This window comes from Mycobacterium gordonae, assembly GCF_001417955.2.
Taxonomy (GTDB): Bacteria; Actinomycetota; Actinomycetes; order Mycobacteriales; family Mycobacteriaceae; genus Mycobacterium; species Mycobacterium gordonae_B.
In genome coordinates this window covers 17,872-35,985 of record NZ_LKTM01000361.1, presented here as the reverse complement: position 1 = coordinate 35,985, position 18,114 = coordinate 17,872, and the positions used below count along the sequence as shown (strand labels likewise).

The window sequence follows — 18,114 nt, the reverse complement described above, 5'->3', positions numbered from 1 at the left end:
AAACAGACCGGCGGCGGGTCAGCCTTCCTCCGCCACCGGGCCCGCGGCCGCCCGCCGCGGGGACAGCCGCCGCATCACCAGCACCAGCCCTAACACCGGCAGGGCCAACAGCAACAGCCACGGCAGCAGGAAACCCACTGCCAGCACGCCGGTGTCGGCGGCGGCCAGCACCGAGTGCCATCCGCGTGCCAGCTCCCCGAAGAATCCTGGGTGGGCCACCGTCGATTGCGTGGAGATGTTGACAGTGATTGTGGCGTAGTCGATTTCGTCATGCAATGTGCTGCGCTGCGCCTTGAGTGAATCCAATTCGGCCTGCCGCTGGGTAAGCGCCGATTCCGCGGCGAGCAGGTCGGCGACGTCGCCGGCTTTGCTCATCAGTTCCAGCAGGCGCTTGACCGACGTCTGAAGGGCGTCGATGCGAGCGTCGAGGTCGACGCGTTGGGTGGTGACATCGGTATGGCTGATCGACATCGACTCGACCGTCCCCAGTTTCTTCGTGTCGGCCAGCACGCCGTCCAGCTTGTCCGCGGGCACGCGGACCACCAGGTCGACCACCGGCGACGATTGCCCCGACCGCTCCGACCGCGAATCCACCCTTCCGCCAGCGTCATTCACTTCGGTGACGAGTCGGTCGGCCACGGCGCCCGGATCGCCGACGACCAGATGCAGCGATCCGTTGGTGACGATGTCACGTTTGAAGTTGTTGTCTGGCGGGGGGGCCAGCGGCGCCGGATTTACGGTGGTCTGGTCGGCGATGCCGCCGCCCATCGTCGCCGGAATCTGACCGCTCGGCCGGGACCGGCTCTGCTCCGGTGACTCCGTCACCTTGCTGCCCACCACGCCATCGCGGATCGCCATCGACGGACCACCCCGGCCCAGCGACCACAGCCAGCCTCCGCCAAGCACCAGGACGCTCACCGCCGCTACCACAATCACGTTGCGCAGCTTGACCATTCGCACCTGTGCGGTCTTGACGTGGGCCTGGGTACCGACGGCAACCGGGTCGGCCGGGCCCGGATCCCAGCCGGCCGGCACCTCGACGGGCTGCATGACCCGGTGTGGCAATCCGCCCGTGGCGACGACCGGCCCGTCGACCGAGGCGTAAGCGGTGAACCGGCACAGCACACCGAAGCGCAACGACGTGTCGACGATGCGCTTCGCCAGCGCCGCCGCCGAACTGGTTCCCGACGCCGCGGCATAACGGTCCTCGAGGTCGCGCAGGTGCGCCCGCGCCCATGCGGCGGTCACCACCGGCGCCTCGCGACACCGGCCGGTGACGGCGACCGACCAGTGGCCGTCGGCACCGTCGCTGCCGCGCAGGACGATCGAACCCTCGGCGGCTCCCCGGTATCGCCCTCTGACCACCGTCGGAACCCCGGGCAGCGCGTCCGGCAGCCGGGCCGGAGTCATCGTGTCCTCGATGGTCTCCAGCCCCTCGGCGCGCAACGCCAACGAATATGCGAGCGGGGCGACGACGCGGCGGTGAATCGCCTCCATCGCCTCGTCGAGCCGATCTTCGCTCTCCACCAACTCACAACGCCCCCCGCCGACGCCGGCCAGGCGGGTCAGGAATCCGGCGTTGACCGCCTGGTCGATTCCGATGGCCAGCACCCGGGCCCGGCGCAAGTCCGCGGCGAGCCCGCGCATCAACTGGTCCTCGTTGCCCACCTGACCGTCGGTGACCAGGATCAGGATCGCGTCCCGGCCGCCGCTCTCCCCCAGCAGGGCCAGCCCGGCGCGTAGTGGCGCGAAAAGCTCACTGGCGCCGTCAGACTCGATACCTGCGAGATGTTCCACCGCCCTGAACCGGTTGCGATCGGTGGCCTCGACCAACTCGTCGGGCAGGCCGGCGGGGCGCTGTATCCGGTCGTTGAAGCTGAGTACCGCGAACCGGTCGGCATCGGTGAGCGTGTCGATGATGCGGGCGGCCGCCCGGCGTGCGGCCACCAACTTCCAGCCGCCCATGCTCGCCGAGTGGTCCAGCAGCAACACCAGATCGCGCGGGCGCGGCGGCTGGAAGATCGTGGCCGACTCCGGCGCCAGCACCGTGAGCTGGTAGGTCCCCTCGTCGCCGTCGGCGTCGGGGACCAGCAACAGCGTGTCGGTGAAGTCGTCCGGCGCATAACCCAGGCGCAGCACGAGATCCCGGTCGGCCCGCTGACCCGGCAGCACCCGGATGCGTCCGTCACCGGCAGGTTCGGTGGGCAGGTTGGACCGGACGCCGGACAAGGTCAGTCCGGCGGGGTCGATGCCGACGTCGATGGTCAGCGCAATCGGATGCGGAAAGCCCGGCAGCAGCACCGGCGGGGTGATGCGCGAGGCATCGGGGACAGCGTCGGTGTCGTCGGCATAACCGTCTCCGACGGCGACGTCGTCCAGGGGTTCACCCGGGATATGCCGCGGCGCAACGACGAGCGGTAAGCGGAACGTCGCCTCACCGTCCGCATAGGCCAACGGGTTCACCAGGGTGATTGCCACGCTGACCTTTTCGCCCGGCAGAATGTTGCCGACCCGCATGGTGAAGACGTCGGGCCGCTCCTCTTCGGCGATCGATGCCCGACGGCCCGACGTGACCGCGCAGTCGTAAGCCCGCCGTGCGGCTTCGCGTTCGGCCAGGGTGGCGACCACGACACGGCCGTTGGCGGTCATCCGCATCCCGGTCACCGCGGCCCGGTCCGGCAACGGGAACACATAGCTGGCTTCCAGAGGTACGTCGAAGGTGTTGACGAAGTCCTGGGTCACCTCGACCCGACTGGTGAGTCCCATGATGTCGGCCCGGATGTCGATGCGATCGAGCGGCAGACTGCCGCGCTCGGTGCGCAACGCGCCAAGACCGGATTCACCGGGATCGCGCTGCGTCTGCGCGTCGGTCGTCGACGTGATACGGGCGGTCATAGCGGACTCCGATCATCCAGGGACAGCAGGCCGCGGTCGGCCAGTAACTCGAGCAACGGCGCGGCGGCCGAACGAATCGCGTGGATGTCGCCGTCGTCGGGGCGGGCCGGCAGCAGCAGCATCGCCCCACCCGGCAGGGTCACCGCAGCGAGCGCCGTGACAGTGTCAGCGCCGTCGGTAGTGGGCTCGGCGGGAGGCGGCTCGGCCCAGAATCGGCTGCTGCGGCCTGCGGCCGCCGCCGGCGGGCGCAGGCCGTGCTCGGCAGTGATCAGTTCATCGGGCACTTCGGCGATCCGCCGCAGCGCCTCGTCGGTGGCCCCGGCCAATTTCGCCTGGATCTCGGCCAGCGAAAGGCCCTGAGCCTGCAGGCGTTTGACGGCGACGATCTGCAGCAGGTGCCGGCTGCGGTAAGCCGCATTGCGCCCCTGCATGATCGGCCGGTCGACCAGTCCGGTCGTCGTGTACCACCGCACGGCCCGCCGGTCAGGTAGCTCGCGGACCCGTCCATTCGGCGATCCCGGATATGCCGCACTGGACAGGGCGGCGGAGACCCGCCCCACCAACTCGTCCAAAGTCCAGGCCGTCTGTTCCGGCATGAACTCGATAGTGACACTGTTATGGTAACACTGTCAACGTCCACCCGCTCTGACTCAGTCGAGCAGGGTGACGTGCGGACTCCGGCCGTAGTGCTGCCGGTAGTACGCAGCAAAGCGCCCCATGTGGCCGAACCCCCATTTGCGGGCGATGTCACCCACCGACGTGGTGTCACGGGTGCCGGCCATCAATTCGAGGTGGGCGTGGTGCAGACGCACCTGCCGCAGGTATTCGGTGGGTGTGCAGTCGCGGTGCTTGCGGAACATGTACTGCAATGCCCGGGGCGTCACGAAGATCGCGCTCGCGATGTCGGCCAGCGAGATGTCGTTGTGTGCGTTGTCGTCGATAAAAGCCATTGCGCGGCGCAGCAATTGCGGGGTGCTGTCGCGCCGGTCCCCTAGCCTGGTATCGCGCACCGCGGTACTCGGGAAGGCAGCCAGCATGCTTGCCGCGAGATAACGCTGAATGCTGCTGCTGATCAACGGATCTCGGACAACACCCAGATCGTCGGACACACTCTGGCAGACATAGTCCACGGCGCGCACCAAGTGCCGCTTGGCTTCCGGCGACACCGGCGACATCCCGGTCAGCCGGACAGGTGTGTCCTTCGGGCCGGCCGCGACCTCGCTGAGCGCCCGGCGGTCGATGGACAGCACGTCGCAGTGCGTACGGCCGGCCCAGCCGGTGAACGGCCCGTTTTCCAGGCTGTCGTACGCGGCGACGTCGTCGGGCCCAAAGATCAACTGCCCGTTCTTCATCCACTCATAGACGAAGGTTCCGGAGCGCATGCGGGCCACGTAGATCCGGTCGGGCGGATTCGAGCGGAACCCCAGTTCACAACCCAGCTGGACCTCGTCGACGTCGAGGGAACCCAGAGAGGTCCGGCGAATGCACGTACGTCCGACCTCGCTGCTGGGATGGCGAAAAAGCTGCACTTGTTCATACGCCGCACAAATGCCATTCACAGCTTCGGTGAGATCGGTGGTATCAAGAAGAACGGTCGACATCGGACGTTCCATTTCAGTCGGCAAATAACCACACGGCATCGTGGTTGAGCCGATCGTGTCTCCCAGTGTCCACTACGCGAAGCCAAAAGTCACGCGCACATTCGCTTAGCGGCCCCACCAGCAACGTCTCCGGCGATATCTTCGTGGTGAACGACATCTATCCAGGGGGACGAGAGCTGACTGAGCACGCTCGCGGCACGGACGTCCATCACCGCATTGCCGATCTTGCCCGAAGTCTGCACGGCAGCCCGTCGGACGCCGCGGACACCGTCGCTCAACGCATAGTCGAGTACGCCGTCTACGCGGTGGCCGGCGCAGAGTACGCGGGAATCACACTGGCAACACCCTCCGGTGATATCGACACGCCCGCGACGACCCACGCCTATCCCGTCCTGCTCGACGACATCCAGCAGCGCTACAAAGAAGGCCCCTGTTTCATCGCAGCCTGGCACCAGCACACCGTCCGGATCGACGATCTCACGAACGACAAACGCTGGCCGAACTACCGGCGTGACGCGCTGGCCGCCACGCCCATCGTGTCGATTCTGTCGTTTCGGTTGTTCGCCTCCGAACACACGATGGGTGCTCTGAATCTGTACTCGGACAAGCCCTATGCCTTCGACGAGGCGGCCGAAGAGATCGGCTATGTCCTGGCCACCCATGCCGCGCTGGCCTGGGACACGGTGCGTCGCGAGGACCATTTTCTCAGTGCGCTGGCCAGCCGCGACATCATCGGCCAGGCCAAGGGCATCCTCATGGCCCGGTTCAACATCGATGCCGTACAGGCCTTCGAACTGCTCAAACGCCTCTCGCAGGAACGAAACACCAAGCTGATCGACGTGGCGCACCAGGTGACGAGCCTGAGCAACTTGAGCGACTTCTGACGATCAAGAGTCACCTTCCCGCGCGGACGGCGGTCGGTTCAGGGATGCTGGGATGGTGCGTGACGCCGGCTCGGGTGCTGCGATGGGGCTGCTGGTTGCCTGCTGCGTGGCACTTTCCGGTTGCACCAGCGTTGTCGACGGCAGTCCGAGGGCGGCGGCGAGGGGGCCATCGTCGGGCGGGCCTATCCAGCCGTCCCAACTCGAAGATCTGCTGACACCGTCCGGATCCTATTCGGCAGTGGCCGGTAGCCCGCTGATTGAGGACGACATGCAGTCGGCGCTGTTCATCGGCGCCGATCCGGCCGAGTGCCACGGCGTCGTCGCGTTCGGCCGCTATCCCCTGTTCCCGACGAACTACACCGGCCGCGAGGCCCGCACCCAGCAGGACCACCGAACCGACCAGCACCAACTGCTGGAGGTGGCGGCCACCTATCCCGCGAACTTCGACGCCGCCGCGTTCCTCGACTCGATTCGCAAGACAGTGTCCGGGTGTCAGCATCCGGTCACCGCCTGGGGCGACGACGGCCACAAGATGACGGTGAACCCGGCGCCGTTGACCCAGAGTCCGCCCGAGGCTGCCCAGTGGTCGACGAATCTGTCTGGCCAGCAATGGATTTGCCAATTCGCGGTACTGGCCAAAGCCAACGTCGTCTCGGAGATCGTGACCTGTTCGCCGGACCGCTCGGTGGATATCGGGACGTTGGTGACCAAGCGGCTCAAGAAGATCAACGAGCTGCTGAACTCACGGTCGTAGGTTTCGGGTTATCTGGCCCGCACAGGCCACTTCTGGCGCGGACGGACCGTCCACCGCATCGGCTGCGGCGCGGATACTCGGTGGCAGTCAGGAAATCCGGAGGTGTTCATGCACGTCACTGTCGACTACCAGGTGTGCGAGGGCCACGGCCAGTGCCTGCTGGCCGCACCGGAGGTGTTCGATCTTCCGGACGGCGCCGATCAGGTAGTGGTGCTCGACCCGGATCCGCCGGAAGCCCAGCGCGCGTTGGTGATTCAAGCGGCCGCCATGTGTCCCGCGCAGGCGATCCGAATCCTCAACTGAGCCGGTCGGTTTCGGCGGCCTCGTCCAGGACCCCGAACCGTCCGGCCAGCGCGGCAGCGGCAATGCGGTTGGTGACACCGAGTTTGTGCAGCAGCGCGGCGACCATGCGTTTGGCGGTGCGCTCCGAGACCAGCATGCGCTGGGCGATATCGCCGGTTTCCATACCGGTCGCCAGCAGCGTCCAGAGCCGAAGGTCCTGGGCGCTCAGACTGTTCAGCAGCGCCGGCGGCGGCTTGCGGGTGTTGCTCAGCAGCGCATCGAGCAACACGCCGTCGATCACCCGCAATCCTTCGGCGATCGTCCACAGCGGCCCGGCCAGCGCCTCCGGACGCGCGGTCTTGGGCAGGAACCCGTCGGCGCCGGCGCGCAACGCTTCCTCGGCCAGGCCGAGATCGTCAGTCCCGGACAGCGCCAGAATCCGGGTGCCGGGTTGGCGGTCCTTGATGTGCCGGATCGCGGCCACGCCGCCCAGCGGCGGCATGGACAGGTCGATGATCGCCACGTCAGCCTTGCACCGCGCCACCAGGTCGGCGGCCTCCTCGACGTACGTCGTCTGGCCGCCGACGGTGAACAGTTCACCCCACTCGCGGGTCAGCAACAGGGCCAGGCCCTGCGCGAACAGCTCGTGGTCGTCGACGATGACCACCACATACGGCGAGCGGGTCATTGCCGTGATGCTAGACCAAACCCTATGGTCAGCCGGGTGAGACCGCTCGATCGACTCAGGACGGACTTCGGGGGCCAGGACTACGGTCTGGCCCGCACCGTGGTGGCGGTACGGGTGGCGGTGGTGATCTCGATCGGTGCGCTGTTGGCGATCGGACCGTACTGGGTCCGGGAGCACACCGCGGCCACGGTGGTGGTGCTCGGCGCCGCGATGGCCTACGCGGCCGGGTTGATGGCCTATCCGCAGCTGGAGGTCCGCCGCACCCGGTACGCGTGGCTGGTCACCGCTTTCGACTCGGCGTTCACCCTCGCGCTCATCGCGTTGAGCGGTGGCGTGTACAGCCCGGTGGTGTCGGTGCTGGCGCTGGCCGTCATCGCCTCGGCGGCGCGCCTGTCGCTGATCGAAACCCTGTTTGCCGCAGTGCTTTTAGGGGCGGCCTATGTCCCGGTGGCGTTGACCGCGTCACCGCGACAGCCGGTGACCGCCGCACCGGCGCTGTTGGCCGGCTGGTCGGCGCTCTATCTGTTGTTCGTCGCGATCATCACCGCCGGGTTGTCCGCGCTGGCCGAACGCGAGCACCGCTCGCGGCTGACGGCGCTGGTCGAAGCCGAAGCCGAGCATGCCGCCGCTGAGGAGGAACGCGACCTGCGGGCGCGCCTGCTGCGCTCCTACCAATCTCAGCAGGACGGACTGCAGGTTCTGGTGCACGAATTCCGCACGCCGGTAGCATCTTTGGAGGCACTGACCGAAGCGCTCACTTCCCCGCGGCCGATGTCCGAGGGTGACCGGGAAGCCAGTCTGCACCTGGTCGCGCGGCACGTGCGCCACCTCGGCGACATGCTCGACGCCCTGTCCGACGTCGCGTTGAGTCGTCGCCCGACATTCTCGACGGGCAGGGTACGCCGCGTCGACATCGCCGACCTGATCCTCGCCGCCGCCGACTCCGTCGGCCTGGGGCCGCCGCGCCTCCAGGTGAACGCCGACGTCGGCGCCGTTTCGGTGGACGCACAGGCGCTGCGGCGGGTCCTGACCAATCTGCTCGAGAACGCCGCCCGGCACGGCCGCGACGAACCGGTGGATGTCAGGTGCACACACGAAGGCGACGAGTTGGTCATCACCGTCGCCGACCGTGGTCCGGGCATCCCGGCCGACAGCCTGGGCGAGCTGACCACCAAATACGTCAGTCGGGGCGGCCAGCGCGGTACCGCGGGCCTCGGCCTGTGGATCGTCCAGCAGATCGTCGAGGCGATGGGCGGGCGGGTCGACTTCGCCGCACGCGCCGGCGGCGGACTCGTCGCCACCCTCCGCGCGCCGGCAGTCTGACTCGTTGGCCCACGCAGGCCACTAGTTGGCACGCGCGCCGGTGCCGTCGCCGCCCCCGGCTGACCACCATTGGGGCCATCGGGCGAGAAAGGGACCCTCGGATGACCGCACCCACCACCAACCCCACCCACAAGGACATCGACCTGAGCGCGCGTGCGTTCTGGGCCAAGCCGCCCGAAGAGCGCGACGCCGCCTTCGCCGTGTTGCGTGCCGAGAACCCGGTGCCCTGGAGCCGGCCGGCTGAATCGGACCTGCTGCCTCCCGAACTCAACAACCGGGGCTTCTGGTCGCTGACCAAGCAGGACGACATCCGGATGGCCAGCCGCCACCCCGAGATCTTCTCCTCGGCCCAGGGCATCACCATGGAGGACTTCGCCCCCGAAGCGGTCGAAATCGCGCAGTCGTTCATCGCGATGGACGCGCCGCGGCACACCCAGTTGCGCGGCATCACAACCGAGGCGTTCAAGCCCAAGAACGTGCGCCGACTGGAGGGCTGGATCCGCGGCCACGCCCACGATCTGGTGAGCGAAATGGCTCACCTGGGCGAAGGTGATTTCGTCCAACTGGTGTCGGTGAAGCTGCCCGGCCGCATCTTCGGCAGTTTCTTCGGCCTGCCCGAGGGCGATCTGCGCGACAAGGCCGTCACCGCCGCGCAGCGACTGGTGGGGTGGACCGACCCGAACATTCGCGGCGAGCAGAGCGAACTGGAACTGTTCATGGGGGCCGTGCTGGATCTGCATGCGGTGGCGTCCGAGCTGATCCCGCAACGGCGGGCCAATCCCGGTGACGACCTGATGACCTGGATGGTGCAGGCCGAGTTCGACGGCAAGAAGATGACCGACGACGAATTGCGGGCCTTCTTCGTCCTGATGGGCGTGGCGTCCAACGACACCACCCGACATGCCTCGGCGCACGCGATCGCCGCCCTGTCCAAGTTTCCCGACCAGCGCGCGTTGCTGGCCGAGGACGTCGAGGGACGGGTCGGCACTGCGGTGGAGGAGGTGCTGCGCTGGGGATCACCGTTGCTCCACATGCGCCGCACCGCCACCCGCGATATCACTGTGCGCGACGCGGAGATCAAGGCCGGCGACAAGGTGGTGCTGTGGTACTACTCCGGCAATCGCGACGAAGACGTCTTCGACGATCCGCACACCTTCAATATCCTGCGAAACCCTAACCCGCACATTGCTTTCGGGGGCGGTGGCCCGCACTTCTGCCTCGGCGCCGCGCTGGCCCGCACCATGCTCAAGGCGCTGCTCACCGAGGTCTACACCCGCATTCCCGACATCTCGGCGCCGGAGCCGCAGTATGCGCTGGCCAACTTCATCAACGGCATCAACAGCCTGCCCGCGACCTGGACGCCGGAACGATGAAGACCAAAGCCGCGGTGTTGTGGGGCCTGCACCAGAAGTGGGAGATCGAAGAGGTCGACCTCGACGGGCCCAGGCAGAACGAGGTTCTGGTCAAGCTGACGGCCAGCGGACTGTGTCACTCCGACGATCATCTGATCACCGGCGACATGCCCATGCAGTTGCCGGTGGTCGGTGGGCACGAGGGCGCCGGGGTGGTGGTCGAGGTCGGCCCGGGCGTCACCGAGGTGGCCGAAGGTGATTCGGTGGTGTTGAGCTTCATTCCGGCCTGCGGCCGGTGCGAACCATGCGCGCGCGGGATGAGCAACCTGTGCGTGCTGGGCGCGGCGATCATCGCCGGGCCGCAGCTCGACGGAACCTTCCGGTTCCACGCCAGAGGTCAAGGGCTGGGCCAGATGTGCGTGCTGGGAACCTTTTCCGAGTACACGGTGGTCCCGATGGCCTCGATCATCAAGGTTGACCCCGGCACCGCACTGGATACCGCCGCGCTGGTCGGATGCGGGGTCACCACCGGTTACGGCAGCATGGTGCGCACGGGTGAGGCGCGTGACGGCGACACCGTGGTGGTCATGGGGGTCGGCGGTATCGGCATGAACGCCGTTCAGGGGGCCCGCATCGCCGGCGCCCGCGTCATCGTCGCGCTCGACCCGGTCGAGTACAAACGCAACCGGTCCCTGGAATTCGGCGCCACCCACACGGCGGCGACCGTCGACGAAGCGCTGGCACTTGTCACCGACCTGACCCGCGGGCAGCTGGCCGACGTCTGCGTGGTCAGCACCGACTCGGCCGAGGGCGCCTATGTGGCACAGGCTCTGAGCCTGGTCGGCAAGCGCGGCCGAGTGGTGATGACCGCCATCCCCCACCCCACCGACACCAGTGTCGCCATGTCGCTGTTCGATCTCACGCTGTACGAAAAGCAGTTGCGTGGTTCACTTTTCGGCTCATCGAACCCACGCCGCGACATTCCCCGGATGCTCGACCTGTACCGGGCCGGGCGGCTGAAGCTCGACGAACTGGTGACACGGGAATACCCGCTCGAGGAGATCAACGAGGGCTATGCGGACATGCACGCCGGGGTGAACCTGCGCGGGTTGATCCGCTTCTGATTCCGGGCGATGAAGGGACTTGCGACGCTAGCCCGCGCAACGGTGCACGCGGCAGAGTCGGTGCGATGTCTGGTCGACGAGTTCCGCTGATGCCGCCCCGGCGGGAAGACGTCCTTGACCGCAATTAGTGCCTTATGCAATAGTTGCATATGGGTCGATTATGACAGGCGGTTTGGCGCCTGAGCAGCTACGATCCCGAAAGTTGGTGCCGCGGCGGCGACGCCGACTCGTCTGGAAACGCCAGATTGGCCCGTCACTATCAAGGAGTGGTAGATGTTCGAGGAAAAGTCAGCGCCTGCGCAGTCGCGCCTTCGGCGCGCACGCCGGCCGATCCGGTTGATCTGGGTCGCCGCGGTGATCGGTGGCGTGGCAGTCAGTTTCGGCGCAGTGGAGGCCCAGACGCTCGGCGGTGGGCCGACTTCGATCACGGCGACGCCGGAGGATCCCTGCCTGCTGAACAACACCTGCGGCCTGGAGAACCAGATCGCCGAAGACGAGCAGCAGGGCAGGGACTTTCAGGCCTACTGTGACGAGCTCAAGCTGAAGAACATCACGATCCCGGAGTGCGAGCCCGCCTGATCCCCGAGACCATCGCCGTTCAGCGGGCGGTTCGTTGCAGCTCGCCCGACCGGCGATGACGCCGTTGCCCCGCGGCACCCGGCCCGCGTCGCCTGGCCGGCTTAGCGGGTTGCGGCGCAGTGGTTTTCGGGGCGGGAGCGCGGTACGGTGCGACCTCTCCGACCAACGCCTGCACCTCGGCGGAGTCGGCGGTCACGTGTCGCGGCTCGACCCGGATGCCGGCCTTGCGCAGCAACGCGCGGGTGTCGGTGCGCTGCTCGGGCAGCACCAGAGTGACCACGTCGCCCGCGTTGCCGGCCCGTGCGGTGCGCCCCGAGCGATGCAGATAGGCCTTGTGCTCAGCGGGCGGATCGATGTGCACCACCAGTTCGACCTCGTCGACGTGCACGCCGCGCGCGGCGATGTCGGTGGCCACCAGGACCCTGGCCTCACCGGTGGTGAAAGCGGCGAGATTGCGGTCGCGTGCCGGCTGAGAAAGGTTGCCGTGCAGGTCAACTGACGGGATACCGGCATCGGTGAGCTGTTTGGCGAGCCGACGGGCGTGATGTTTGGTGCGCATGAACAGGATTCGGCGTCCGCTGCCCGAGGCCAGCCGGTGTACGAGTTCCTTCTTGGCTTCGGCGCCGGCGACATGGAACACATGGTGGGTCATCGCGGACACCGGTGCGTTCAACTCGTCCACCGAGTGCAGCACCTGATCGCGCAGGAACCGGTTGACGAGTTTGTCGACGCCGTTGTCGAGGGTGGCGGAGAACAGCAGGCGCTGGCCTCCGGCCGGTGTGGCGGCGAGGATGCGGGTGACGCCGGGCAGGAACCCGAGGTCGGCCATGTGGTCGGCTTCGTCGATGACGGTGATCTCGATGGCGTCCAGGTTGATCAACCGCTGTTTCATCAGGTCTTCAAGCCGGCCCGGGCAGGCCACCACGATGTCGACGCCGGATTGCAGGGCGGCTACCTGCCGGTTCTGCGATACGCCGCCGAAGATGGTGGTGACGCGCAGTTTGCGGGCGGCGGCCAGGGGTTCCAGCGTCGCGGTGATCTGGGTCGCCAGTTCACGGGTGGGTGCCAACACCAAACCCGACGGCCGCGACGGGCGCCGGTTGGCCGGAGAGAGCCTGCTGACCAACGGAATCGAGAAGGCGAGCGTCTTTCCGCTGCCGGTCTTGCCGCGTCCGAGCACATCCCGCCCGGCGAGCGTGTCGGGCAGGGTCTGGACCTGGATCGGGAAAGGGGCGGTGATGCCGGCGGCAGCGAGCACGCCGATCAGCGGTGTGCTCACGCCGAGGTCGGCAAAGGTCTTGTCAGGATTCATTTTTCGGTGCCTTTCAGGCATCGGGTGCCCCGGATCGTCGCGAGGGGTTCGCGCAGAGCCGGCACAAGCTGGCGAGATTGCCGGTGGGCAAAATCGATCGCCGCGAGACCGTAGTGCTTCATGCACGGATCATCTGGACGCGACGCGCTGAGCCACGAATTTCGGGCCGGCGCCGGGGGGATGAGGAACGTTCCACGACGTGTTGGCGGTAATGATGGAGGGCCAACGTTGAAGACAGTCTATCTCACCGACGCGTGAGCCCCTAATGCAGCGCGAATCGGCCCGCTCATCGGCCCGGCGGTGCTACTTTCGCCTGGCAATTGTGCAGAGACAGCTGGAGGCGCGGTGTCGGGCAGAGTGAGCGGGGTTGTAGCGGGTCTGGCGTTGGTGGCGATCGCGATGGCCCCGGCGGCCTCCGCCGAGCCGGGGCCGGGAAGCGGCGAGACCTTCTTCGTCGACTACATGACGCGCGTTTTCACTCCCCCGACGTCAGAAAGCGCGGCACGGGCGATAATCCCGCTGGCCCAACAGGTCTGCGATGCCAGGGCCCAGGGCCAGACCGACCTGCAGGCCGCCAACATCGTGGTGGCCGGCAACGGGGTCGAGACCATCGGTCTGGGCACCGGCTCGGTAACCGGAGACGAGGGAACGGCGTTGAACATTGTGAATGCGGCGACGCTGGCGTACTGCCCGCAGTACAACGCGGCCATCGGTGAGCCGGTGGTGCCGAACATCCCGGTGGAGTGAGCCGGCGCTCGGCGTTGCGATACAGCGCTGCCGCGCAGCATGATTGGTGGCACCCATGACCGTTTCAGACGAGATGGAGCGCTTCGCACGCCAGCATGGAAAGCACGTGGTGGTCCGGGATATTCCATGGTCCTACTACCGGCTCGGTGCGGGCACACCGGTGCTCTGGTTGACCGGCGGTCTGCGCCGGGCCGCGGTGGCCTCAGCGTTTCTCGAGCAACTTGCCGGACGTCACACCGTCATAGCGCCGGATTATGCGCCGGCCCTTTCCATCGCCGATTTCATGGCTGCCTTCGACGAAATGCTGCGCAGCGAAGCCGTCGAGGCCGTCACAGTTATAGGCCAGTCGTACGGCGGCATGCTGGCGCAGGCCTATCTGGCTCACCGCCCGCAGGCCGTCACGCGACTCGTGCTCTCAAGTTCGGGTCCCGCAACGTACGCCCGCCCCTGGCTGGTGGCCGCCAGAGTGGCCACGCTGCTCGCGCGCGTGCTGCCCGAACCGGTATTGAAGGACCTGCTGGCCGCCGGGTTGGGCAGACTTGCTCACCAACTGCCGCCTGCGGAAGCGGCCCAGCTGGCAGGAACGATTCGCTTCCTGCTGCGCGAGAAGCTGCGCCGGGCCGACGTGGTGTCCCACTTCGCCGTCGCCGCGGATCTGATCCGGTCCGGCACGGTCAATCCGGCGGCATTGCGCGGGTGGCAGGGCGAGGTGATCGTCCTGAGCGCGGAGAACGATCCGACGCAGAGCGACCGCGACATTCCGAGGTATGAGCGGATGTTCGGACGCCGTCCACGGGTCGTCAGTCTCGGACAACTCGGGCACGCCGCCGTTCTTTCCGACCCGGGCCGCTACGTTGACTTGCTCGAAGGCGTGCTCGATCGATGAGGCGGGCCGGCGGCGTATCAGGAGCCCGCGACGCCCGCGCCGATCAGGACCAGGCCGACGAACAGGAGCAGGGCGGCGACTTCCACGCGGCGCCGTGAGCCGACCCAGGTGTTCAGGGCGGTCAGAGATCGGCGCGTGGTACCCGGAGCCAGCAGATACGCGAGTAGCGAAACCTCAACCAACGCAAAGGCAACGACGTTGTAGAGCAGCAGCGCACCAACCTGGTCGGTGGCCGCCGCACCCGAGGCAAGGATGACGGCCAGCGCGGCCAGGTAGTCCACCGACGGGAGCGCGATCCCGAGACCGGCCAACGCGGCGACCCACAACTGCCGTCCGGTCAGCAGCTGTCGAACCCACATGTGCAGCCGGCGGACATAGGTTTCGCGCTCGGCTGGGTCGCCGCGCCCGACGACGTCGCCGTCCACCGGGCGCCCGGGCCGGAAGCGCTCCACCACGACCCGCACAGCCAGTACCGCGGCCACCACGACCGCCAGCCCGCCGATCAGGACCTGAACGGTCGGCAGGGTGAGGTGCGCGGAAGCCACCAGCCGTCGCCGGAAGACGAAAATGACGACCAGACCCACCGAGACGCCCATCGAGAAGCCGCCACACAGAAACGCACCCAACTGCAGCACCGGTCTGGGCCTGTTCAGCATCAACACCGTCATGCCGATCCGGAACGGTTCGAGGCTCACTGCCAGAGCCATCACCAAGATGGGAATCCACATAGCGTTCTGGTGAGGCGCTAGGAGCTCAGTGCCCTGCCGGTGCCGGTTCGGTGGTGACCAGTTCGGTGAGCCCGCACATGGAGAGAATGGACATCAGCAGCGGATGCGCAATCAGGTGGATGTGGTCGGCCTGGTTGAACAGCGCGTTGATTGCGGCGCTGTCCAGGTATTCGACGGCGCTGAGGTCGACGGTGAGTTTCTGGTCACGGCCCGCCGCCTCGTTCGCGGCGGTGGTCAGCGCCCGGTCGAACGCGTCGACATTGCTCAAATCGATTTCACCCACTGCCGACAGCACGAATTCGCCATCGTTTCCGCGGGCGGTGTCCAGGGTGAGTGACGTGGGCATCAGGAGATCCTCGCGGATAGATGAACCGTGGTTCCGGCGTTGTCGTAGGCGATCGTGACCTCGTGCATGAGCGCGCGCATGAGCTTGATCCCCCGGCCACGCCGCGGGTAGGAATCCGGATCCGGCGTCTTCCAGGAGCCGCTGTCGGTGATCGTGAGCTGCACCTGGTCGTCCAGTGCCGTCGCGCCGAGCGTCACGGTGCCGCCCGGGCTGTGCCGATGGCCGTGCTCGATGGCGTTGGCGACGGCCTCTCCGGCGGCCAGCAGCACCTTCGCCGCCTGATCCTGGTCCAGCCGGGCGCGCGACAACCAGTTGCGGAGCGCGGAGCGAGACGCCGCGAGGTTCTCCGGGTCTGCGGGAAACGTCATCTCCAGCGGCGCCGGATGGCGGTAGAGCATGAGGACGACGTCGTCCTGATAACCGTCGCTCGGGGCGAGGCCGGACATGATCTGGTTTGCCAGTCCGTCAAGTTCGCTGGCGCGGCCGTCCTGGATGAATCCGGCGGCGCGGGCGATACCGTTCTCGATCGGCACGCGCCGCCGTTCGACCAGGCCGTCGGTGTAGAGGGCCAGAGTGGCGCGTGCGGGCATCGTCGCGTGGGCATCGGTGCGTGGCCAGCCGGGCCGCATCCCCAGGGCGATGGTGCGGCCGTCGTCTAGTTTCCGGATGGTTCCGTCGGCGTCGACGACAATCGGCGGGGGGTGGCCGGCGCTGGAATACACCAGTTCACCGGTGTCGGGGTTGAGCACCACGCAGACGGCGGTGGTACACGGTGCGCCGGGCAGCCGCGCGGCGAACCGGTCCATCCCGGCGAGTACGGCGCTGGGGCTGGAGTTGTCGAACAGCAATGCGCGGCACGCGCTGCGTACCTGCCCCATCACGGTTGCGGCGGCCAGGCCGTGGCCGACGCAGTCCCCGACGATCAACGCGATGCGCCCGTCGTCCAGTTCGACGATGTCGTACCAGTCCCCGCCCACCTGTAGCGGCGGGCTGGCGGCCTGATATCGGACGGTGAACCCGTGCGGCAACTCCGCGGGTCCCAGAATGGCGTGTTGCAGCGCCAGGGCGGTTTCCCGCTGCTGGTCGACCTGGTGCACCCGCTGCAGGCCCTGGCCGAGGCGGCCCGCCAGCACGGTGAGCAGGGTCTGGTCCTCGAGGGTGAACGGCCGTCGCTCGGACAGTTCGATCCAGACGACGAGCACCCCCTCGGGATGCTGCAGCGCGATGCCGGCGGTCCCGGGTTTCGTGATGTCGGGCGTGAGCAGGTCGCCGTCGCGCAATGCGGTGAGCAAGTCGCGCTCCTCCGGCGACAGGTCCGCCCATCGCGCCGGCTCGCCGACCGAGACCACCAGCGGCGCACCGTAGGCGACGGACTTGGTGGCGTCGCTGCGCGCCGGGAAGGTGACGGCCAGGACGCGGCGCGCCCGCCACAACCGGCGCAGTTCTTCGGCAGCCGCGTGCACCGCGTCATCGACCGAATCCGCTTGTGCCAGTTCCTGATTGAGCGCGTGCTGGCGTCCGGCCGCCAGTGCCAGCGCGATAGCGGCATGCTGGGCGAAATCACTGACGAGCGCGAGGTAGTCACTACCGAAGGCCTGTTGTTGGGGGCCGCGCGCGACTGCGATGACACCGAGCACCGCCTCGTCGGCGACCAGCGGTATGACGATGGCCGAGCGCTCACCGACATCGGTGAAACCCTCGATCGGGTACTGGAAGGAGTCGGTGATCAGCGGTAGGCCCCGGCGCGCCACACCGCCCGTGGTGGAGGCGTCCATCGGCACCTGCTGACCGACGACCTGCGAGGTGTACCGGCCCGCCGTGGCGGCCACCACAAGGGTGTTCACTTCGAAAGCGGGAAGACCGGGCTCGCCGGGGACCAACAGAATCGCCTGTTCGGCATCGGCCAACTCCAGCGCCCGGTTGACGATGAGCTGTAGCGGCCCGGTCTGGGGGTCGCCGGACAGCAGCGCCGTGGTGATCTCGCGGCTGGCATTGGTCCACCTCGCGGTTTCGCGCTCCCGCTCGAAGAGCCGCGCGTTGTCGATCGCGGCGGCCGCGGCCGTGGCCAGTGCCCGCACCGCGCCCTCTTGCGAGTCGGAGAACACCCGGCCGGGGCGGTCGTCAGCGAGATACAGGTTGCCGAAATCGGCGGCCCGAACGGTGATCGGTATCGCCAGCAGCGCGCGGATCGGCGGATCGTCCGCCTGAAGAGCCGTGGACTGGGGAAACGCAGTCAGATCATCCACCCGGATGCCCTCACCGACCTGGAGGTCCCCGAGCCGCTGAGATGTGGTGCCGCCGATCCCCTCGTAGATGAAGGAGGACAAAGAGCCGTCGCTCGCCCGTAATCCCAGCGACCCGTACCTGGCGCCGGTCAGTTCCATCGCCCCGTTGACGATTCGGTGCAACGTCATGTCCAGGTCCAGATCGGACCCGATCTCGACGATGACCCGCACCAATTGCTGCAGTTGGTCCCGAGCCGCTATCAGCTCGTCGAGCTGTTCGTCGATTCCGCTCACCAGCCGGCGCCCGCGCTGCCTGATGACTGCCGGTCGTTGTTCATAGTTTTCGCGCCTAGTCGTCGGGTTTCCGTTGTTGTGCGCCGTGCCCGTG

Annotated in this window: 18 protein-coding genes; 9 read left to right on the top strand and 9 right to left on the bottom strand. The window is 67.4% G+C overall.

Features of this window, described 5'->3' with window-relative positions:
- Positions 1–18: 18 nt before the first annotated feature.
- Genes AO501_RS28765 through AO501_RS28755 form a run of 3 tightly spaced genes read right to left on the bottom strand, consistent with a single transcriptional unit; the run spans position 19 to position 4,424 of the window.
- Positions 19–2,895, bottom strand: a complete 2,877-nt coding sequence (locus AO501_RS28765) for a DUF4349 domain-containing protein (protein ID WP_055580976.1) — start codon at positions 2,893–2,895, stop codon at positions 19–21.
- On the bottom strand, positions 2,892–3,491 hold the full coding sequence (locus tag AO501_RS28760; protein ID WP_063892949.1) for a MerR family transcriptional regulator: 600 nt from the start codon (positions 3,489–3,491) through the stop codon (positions 2,892–2,894). The genes AO501_RS28765 and AO501_RS28760 overlap by 4 nt, the downstream gene beginning before the upstream one ends.
- A gap of 54 nt (positions 3,492–3,545) precedes the next feature.
- Positions 3,546–4,424, bottom strand: coding sequence for a helix-turn-helix transcriptional regulator (locus tag AO501_RS28755; RefSeq protein ID WP_197419968.1), 879 nt, complete (start codon positions 4,422–4,424; stop codon positions 3,546–3,548).
- 248 nt (positions 4,425–4,672) lie between these two features.
- Between AO501_RS28755 and AO501_RS28750 the strand changes: the two genes are divergently transcribed.
- From AO501_RS28750 to AO501_RS28740, 3 genes are all read left to right on the top strand, one after another.
- Positions 4,673–5,380 carry a GAF and ANTAR domain-containing protein gene (locus tag AO501_RS28750; RefSeq protein ID WP_055581083.1) on the top strand — a complete coding sequence of 236 codons (708 nt, stop codon included), beginning with the start codon at positions 4,673–4,675 and terminating at the stop codon, positions 5,378–5,380.
- A gap of 52 nt (positions 5,381–5,432) precedes the next feature.
- Positions 5,433–6,134: a sensor domain-containing protein gene (locus AO501_RS28745; protein WP_055580974.1), complete on the top strand. Its 702-nt coding sequence runs from the start codon at positions 5,433–5,435 to the stop codon at positions 6,132–6,134.
- Between the two features lie 108 nt (positions 6,135–6,242).
- A complete protein-coding gene (locus AO501_RS28740) occupies positions 6,243–6,437 on the top strand; it encodes a ferredoxin (protein ID WP_055581082.1) in 195 nt (64 codons plus the stop codon).
- On the opposite strand, the gene AO501_RS28735 is transcribed toward AO501_RS28740, so the two are convergent.
- The gene (locus tag AO501_RS28735; RefSeq protein ID WP_055580973.1) at positions 6,430–7,104 is read right to left on the bottom strand and encodes a response regulator transcription factor; all 675 of its coding nucleotides are present in this window, start codon (positions 7,102–7,104) and stop codon (positions 6,430–6,432) included. The two genes, AO501_RS28740 and AO501_RS28735, sit on opposite strands and share 8 nt — an antisense overlap.
- A 36-nt stretch (positions 7,105–7,140) precedes the next feature.
- On the opposite strand from AO501_RS28735, the gene AO501_RS28730 reads away from it, so the two are divergent.
- The 4 genes from AO501_RS28730 (at position 7,141) to AO501_RS28715 (ending at position 11,482) form a co-directional block, all read left to right on the top strand.
- Positions 7,141–8,427 carry a sensor histidine kinase gene (locus AO501_RS28730; RefSeq protein ID WP_231752637.1) on the top strand — a complete coding sequence of 429 codons (1,287 nt, stop codon included), beginning with the start codon at positions 7,141–7,143 and terminating at the stop codon, positions 8,425–8,427.
- A gap of 101 nt (positions 8,428–8,528) precedes the next feature.
- Complete coding sequence (locus tag AO501_RS28725) at positions 8,529–9,800, top strand: cytochrome P450 (protein WP_055580971.1); 1,272 nt, start codon at positions 8,529–8,531, stop codon at positions 9,798–9,800.
- Positions 9,797–10,903: an NDMA-dependent alcohol dehydrogenase gene (locus tag AO501_RS28720; protein ID WP_055580970.1), complete on the top strand. Its 1,107-nt coding sequence runs from the start codon at positions 9,797–9,799 to the stop codon at positions 10,901–10,903. Before AO501_RS28725 ends, AO501_RS28720 begins: the two co-directional genes overlap by 4 nt.
- Before the next feature lie 273 nt (positions 10,904–11,176).
- Complete coding sequence (locus AO501_RS28715) at positions 11,177–11,482, top strand: hypothetical protein (protein ID WP_055580969.1); 306 nt, start codon at positions 11,177–11,179, stop codon at positions 11,480–11,482.
- Between the two features lie 19 nt (positions 11,483–11,501).
- On the opposite strand, the gene AO501_RS28710 is transcribed toward AO501_RS28715, so the two are convergent.
- Together AO501_RS28710 and AO501_RS40400 are read right to left on the bottom strand one after the other, a co-directional pair.
- On the bottom strand, positions 11,502–12,794 hold the full coding sequence (locus AO501_RS28710) for a DEAD/DEAH box helicase (protein WP_055580968.1): 1,293 nt from the start codon (positions 12,792–12,794) through the stop codon (positions 11,502–11,504).
- Complete coding sequence (locus AO501_RS40400) at positions 12,791–12,916, bottom strand: hypothetical protein (RefSeq protein ID WP_269435193.1); 126 nt, start codon at positions 12,914–12,916, stop codon at positions 12,791–12,793. The genes AO501_RS28710 and AO501_RS40400 overlap by 4 nt, the downstream gene beginning before the upstream one ends.
- Positions 12,917–13,151: 235 nt before the next feature.
- Between AO501_RS40400 and AO501_RS28705 the strand changes: the two genes are divergently transcribed.
- Positions 13,152–13,541, top strand: coding sequence for a DUF732 domain-containing protein (locus AO501_RS28705; protein ID WP_055580967.1), 390 nt, complete (start codon positions 13,152–13,154; stop codon positions 13,539–13,541).
- Between the two features lie 55 nt (positions 13,542–13,596).
- A complete protein-coding gene (locus tag AO501_RS28700; protein ID WP_055580966.1) occupies positions 13,597–14,427 on the top strand; it encodes an alpha/beta hydrolase in 831 nt (276 codons plus the stop codon).
- 17 nt (positions 14,428–14,444) lie between these two features.
- Here AO501_RS28700 and AO501_RS28695 read toward each other — a convergent pair whose 3' ends face one another.
- Genes AO501_RS28695 through AO501_RS28685 form a run of 3 tightly spaced genes read right to left on the bottom strand, consistent with a single transcriptional unit; the run spans position 14,445 to position 18,044 of the window.
- Positions 14,445–15,155 carry a GAP family protein gene (locus tag AO501_RS28695; protein ID WP_055580965.1) on the bottom strand — a complete coding sequence of 237 codons (711 nt, stop codon included), beginning with the start codon at positions 15,153–15,155 and terminating at the stop codon, positions 14,445–14,447.
- Positions 15,156–15,180: 25 nt separating this feature from the next.
- A complete protein-coding gene (locus tag AO501_RS28690) occupies positions 15,181–15,501 on the bottom strand; it encodes an STAS domain-containing protein (protein WP_055580964.1) in 321 nt (106 codons plus the stop codon).
- Positions 15,501–18,044 carry a SpoIIE family protein phosphatase gene (locus tag AO501_RS28685; protein ID WP_055581081.1) on the bottom strand — a complete coding sequence of 848 codons (2,544 nt, stop codon included), beginning with the start codon at positions 18,042–18,044 and terminating at the stop codon, positions 15,501–15,503. The genes AO501_RS28690 and AO501_RS28685 overlap by 1 nt, the downstream gene beginning before the upstream one ends.
- Between the last annotated feature and the right edge of the window lie 70 nt (positions 18,045–18,114).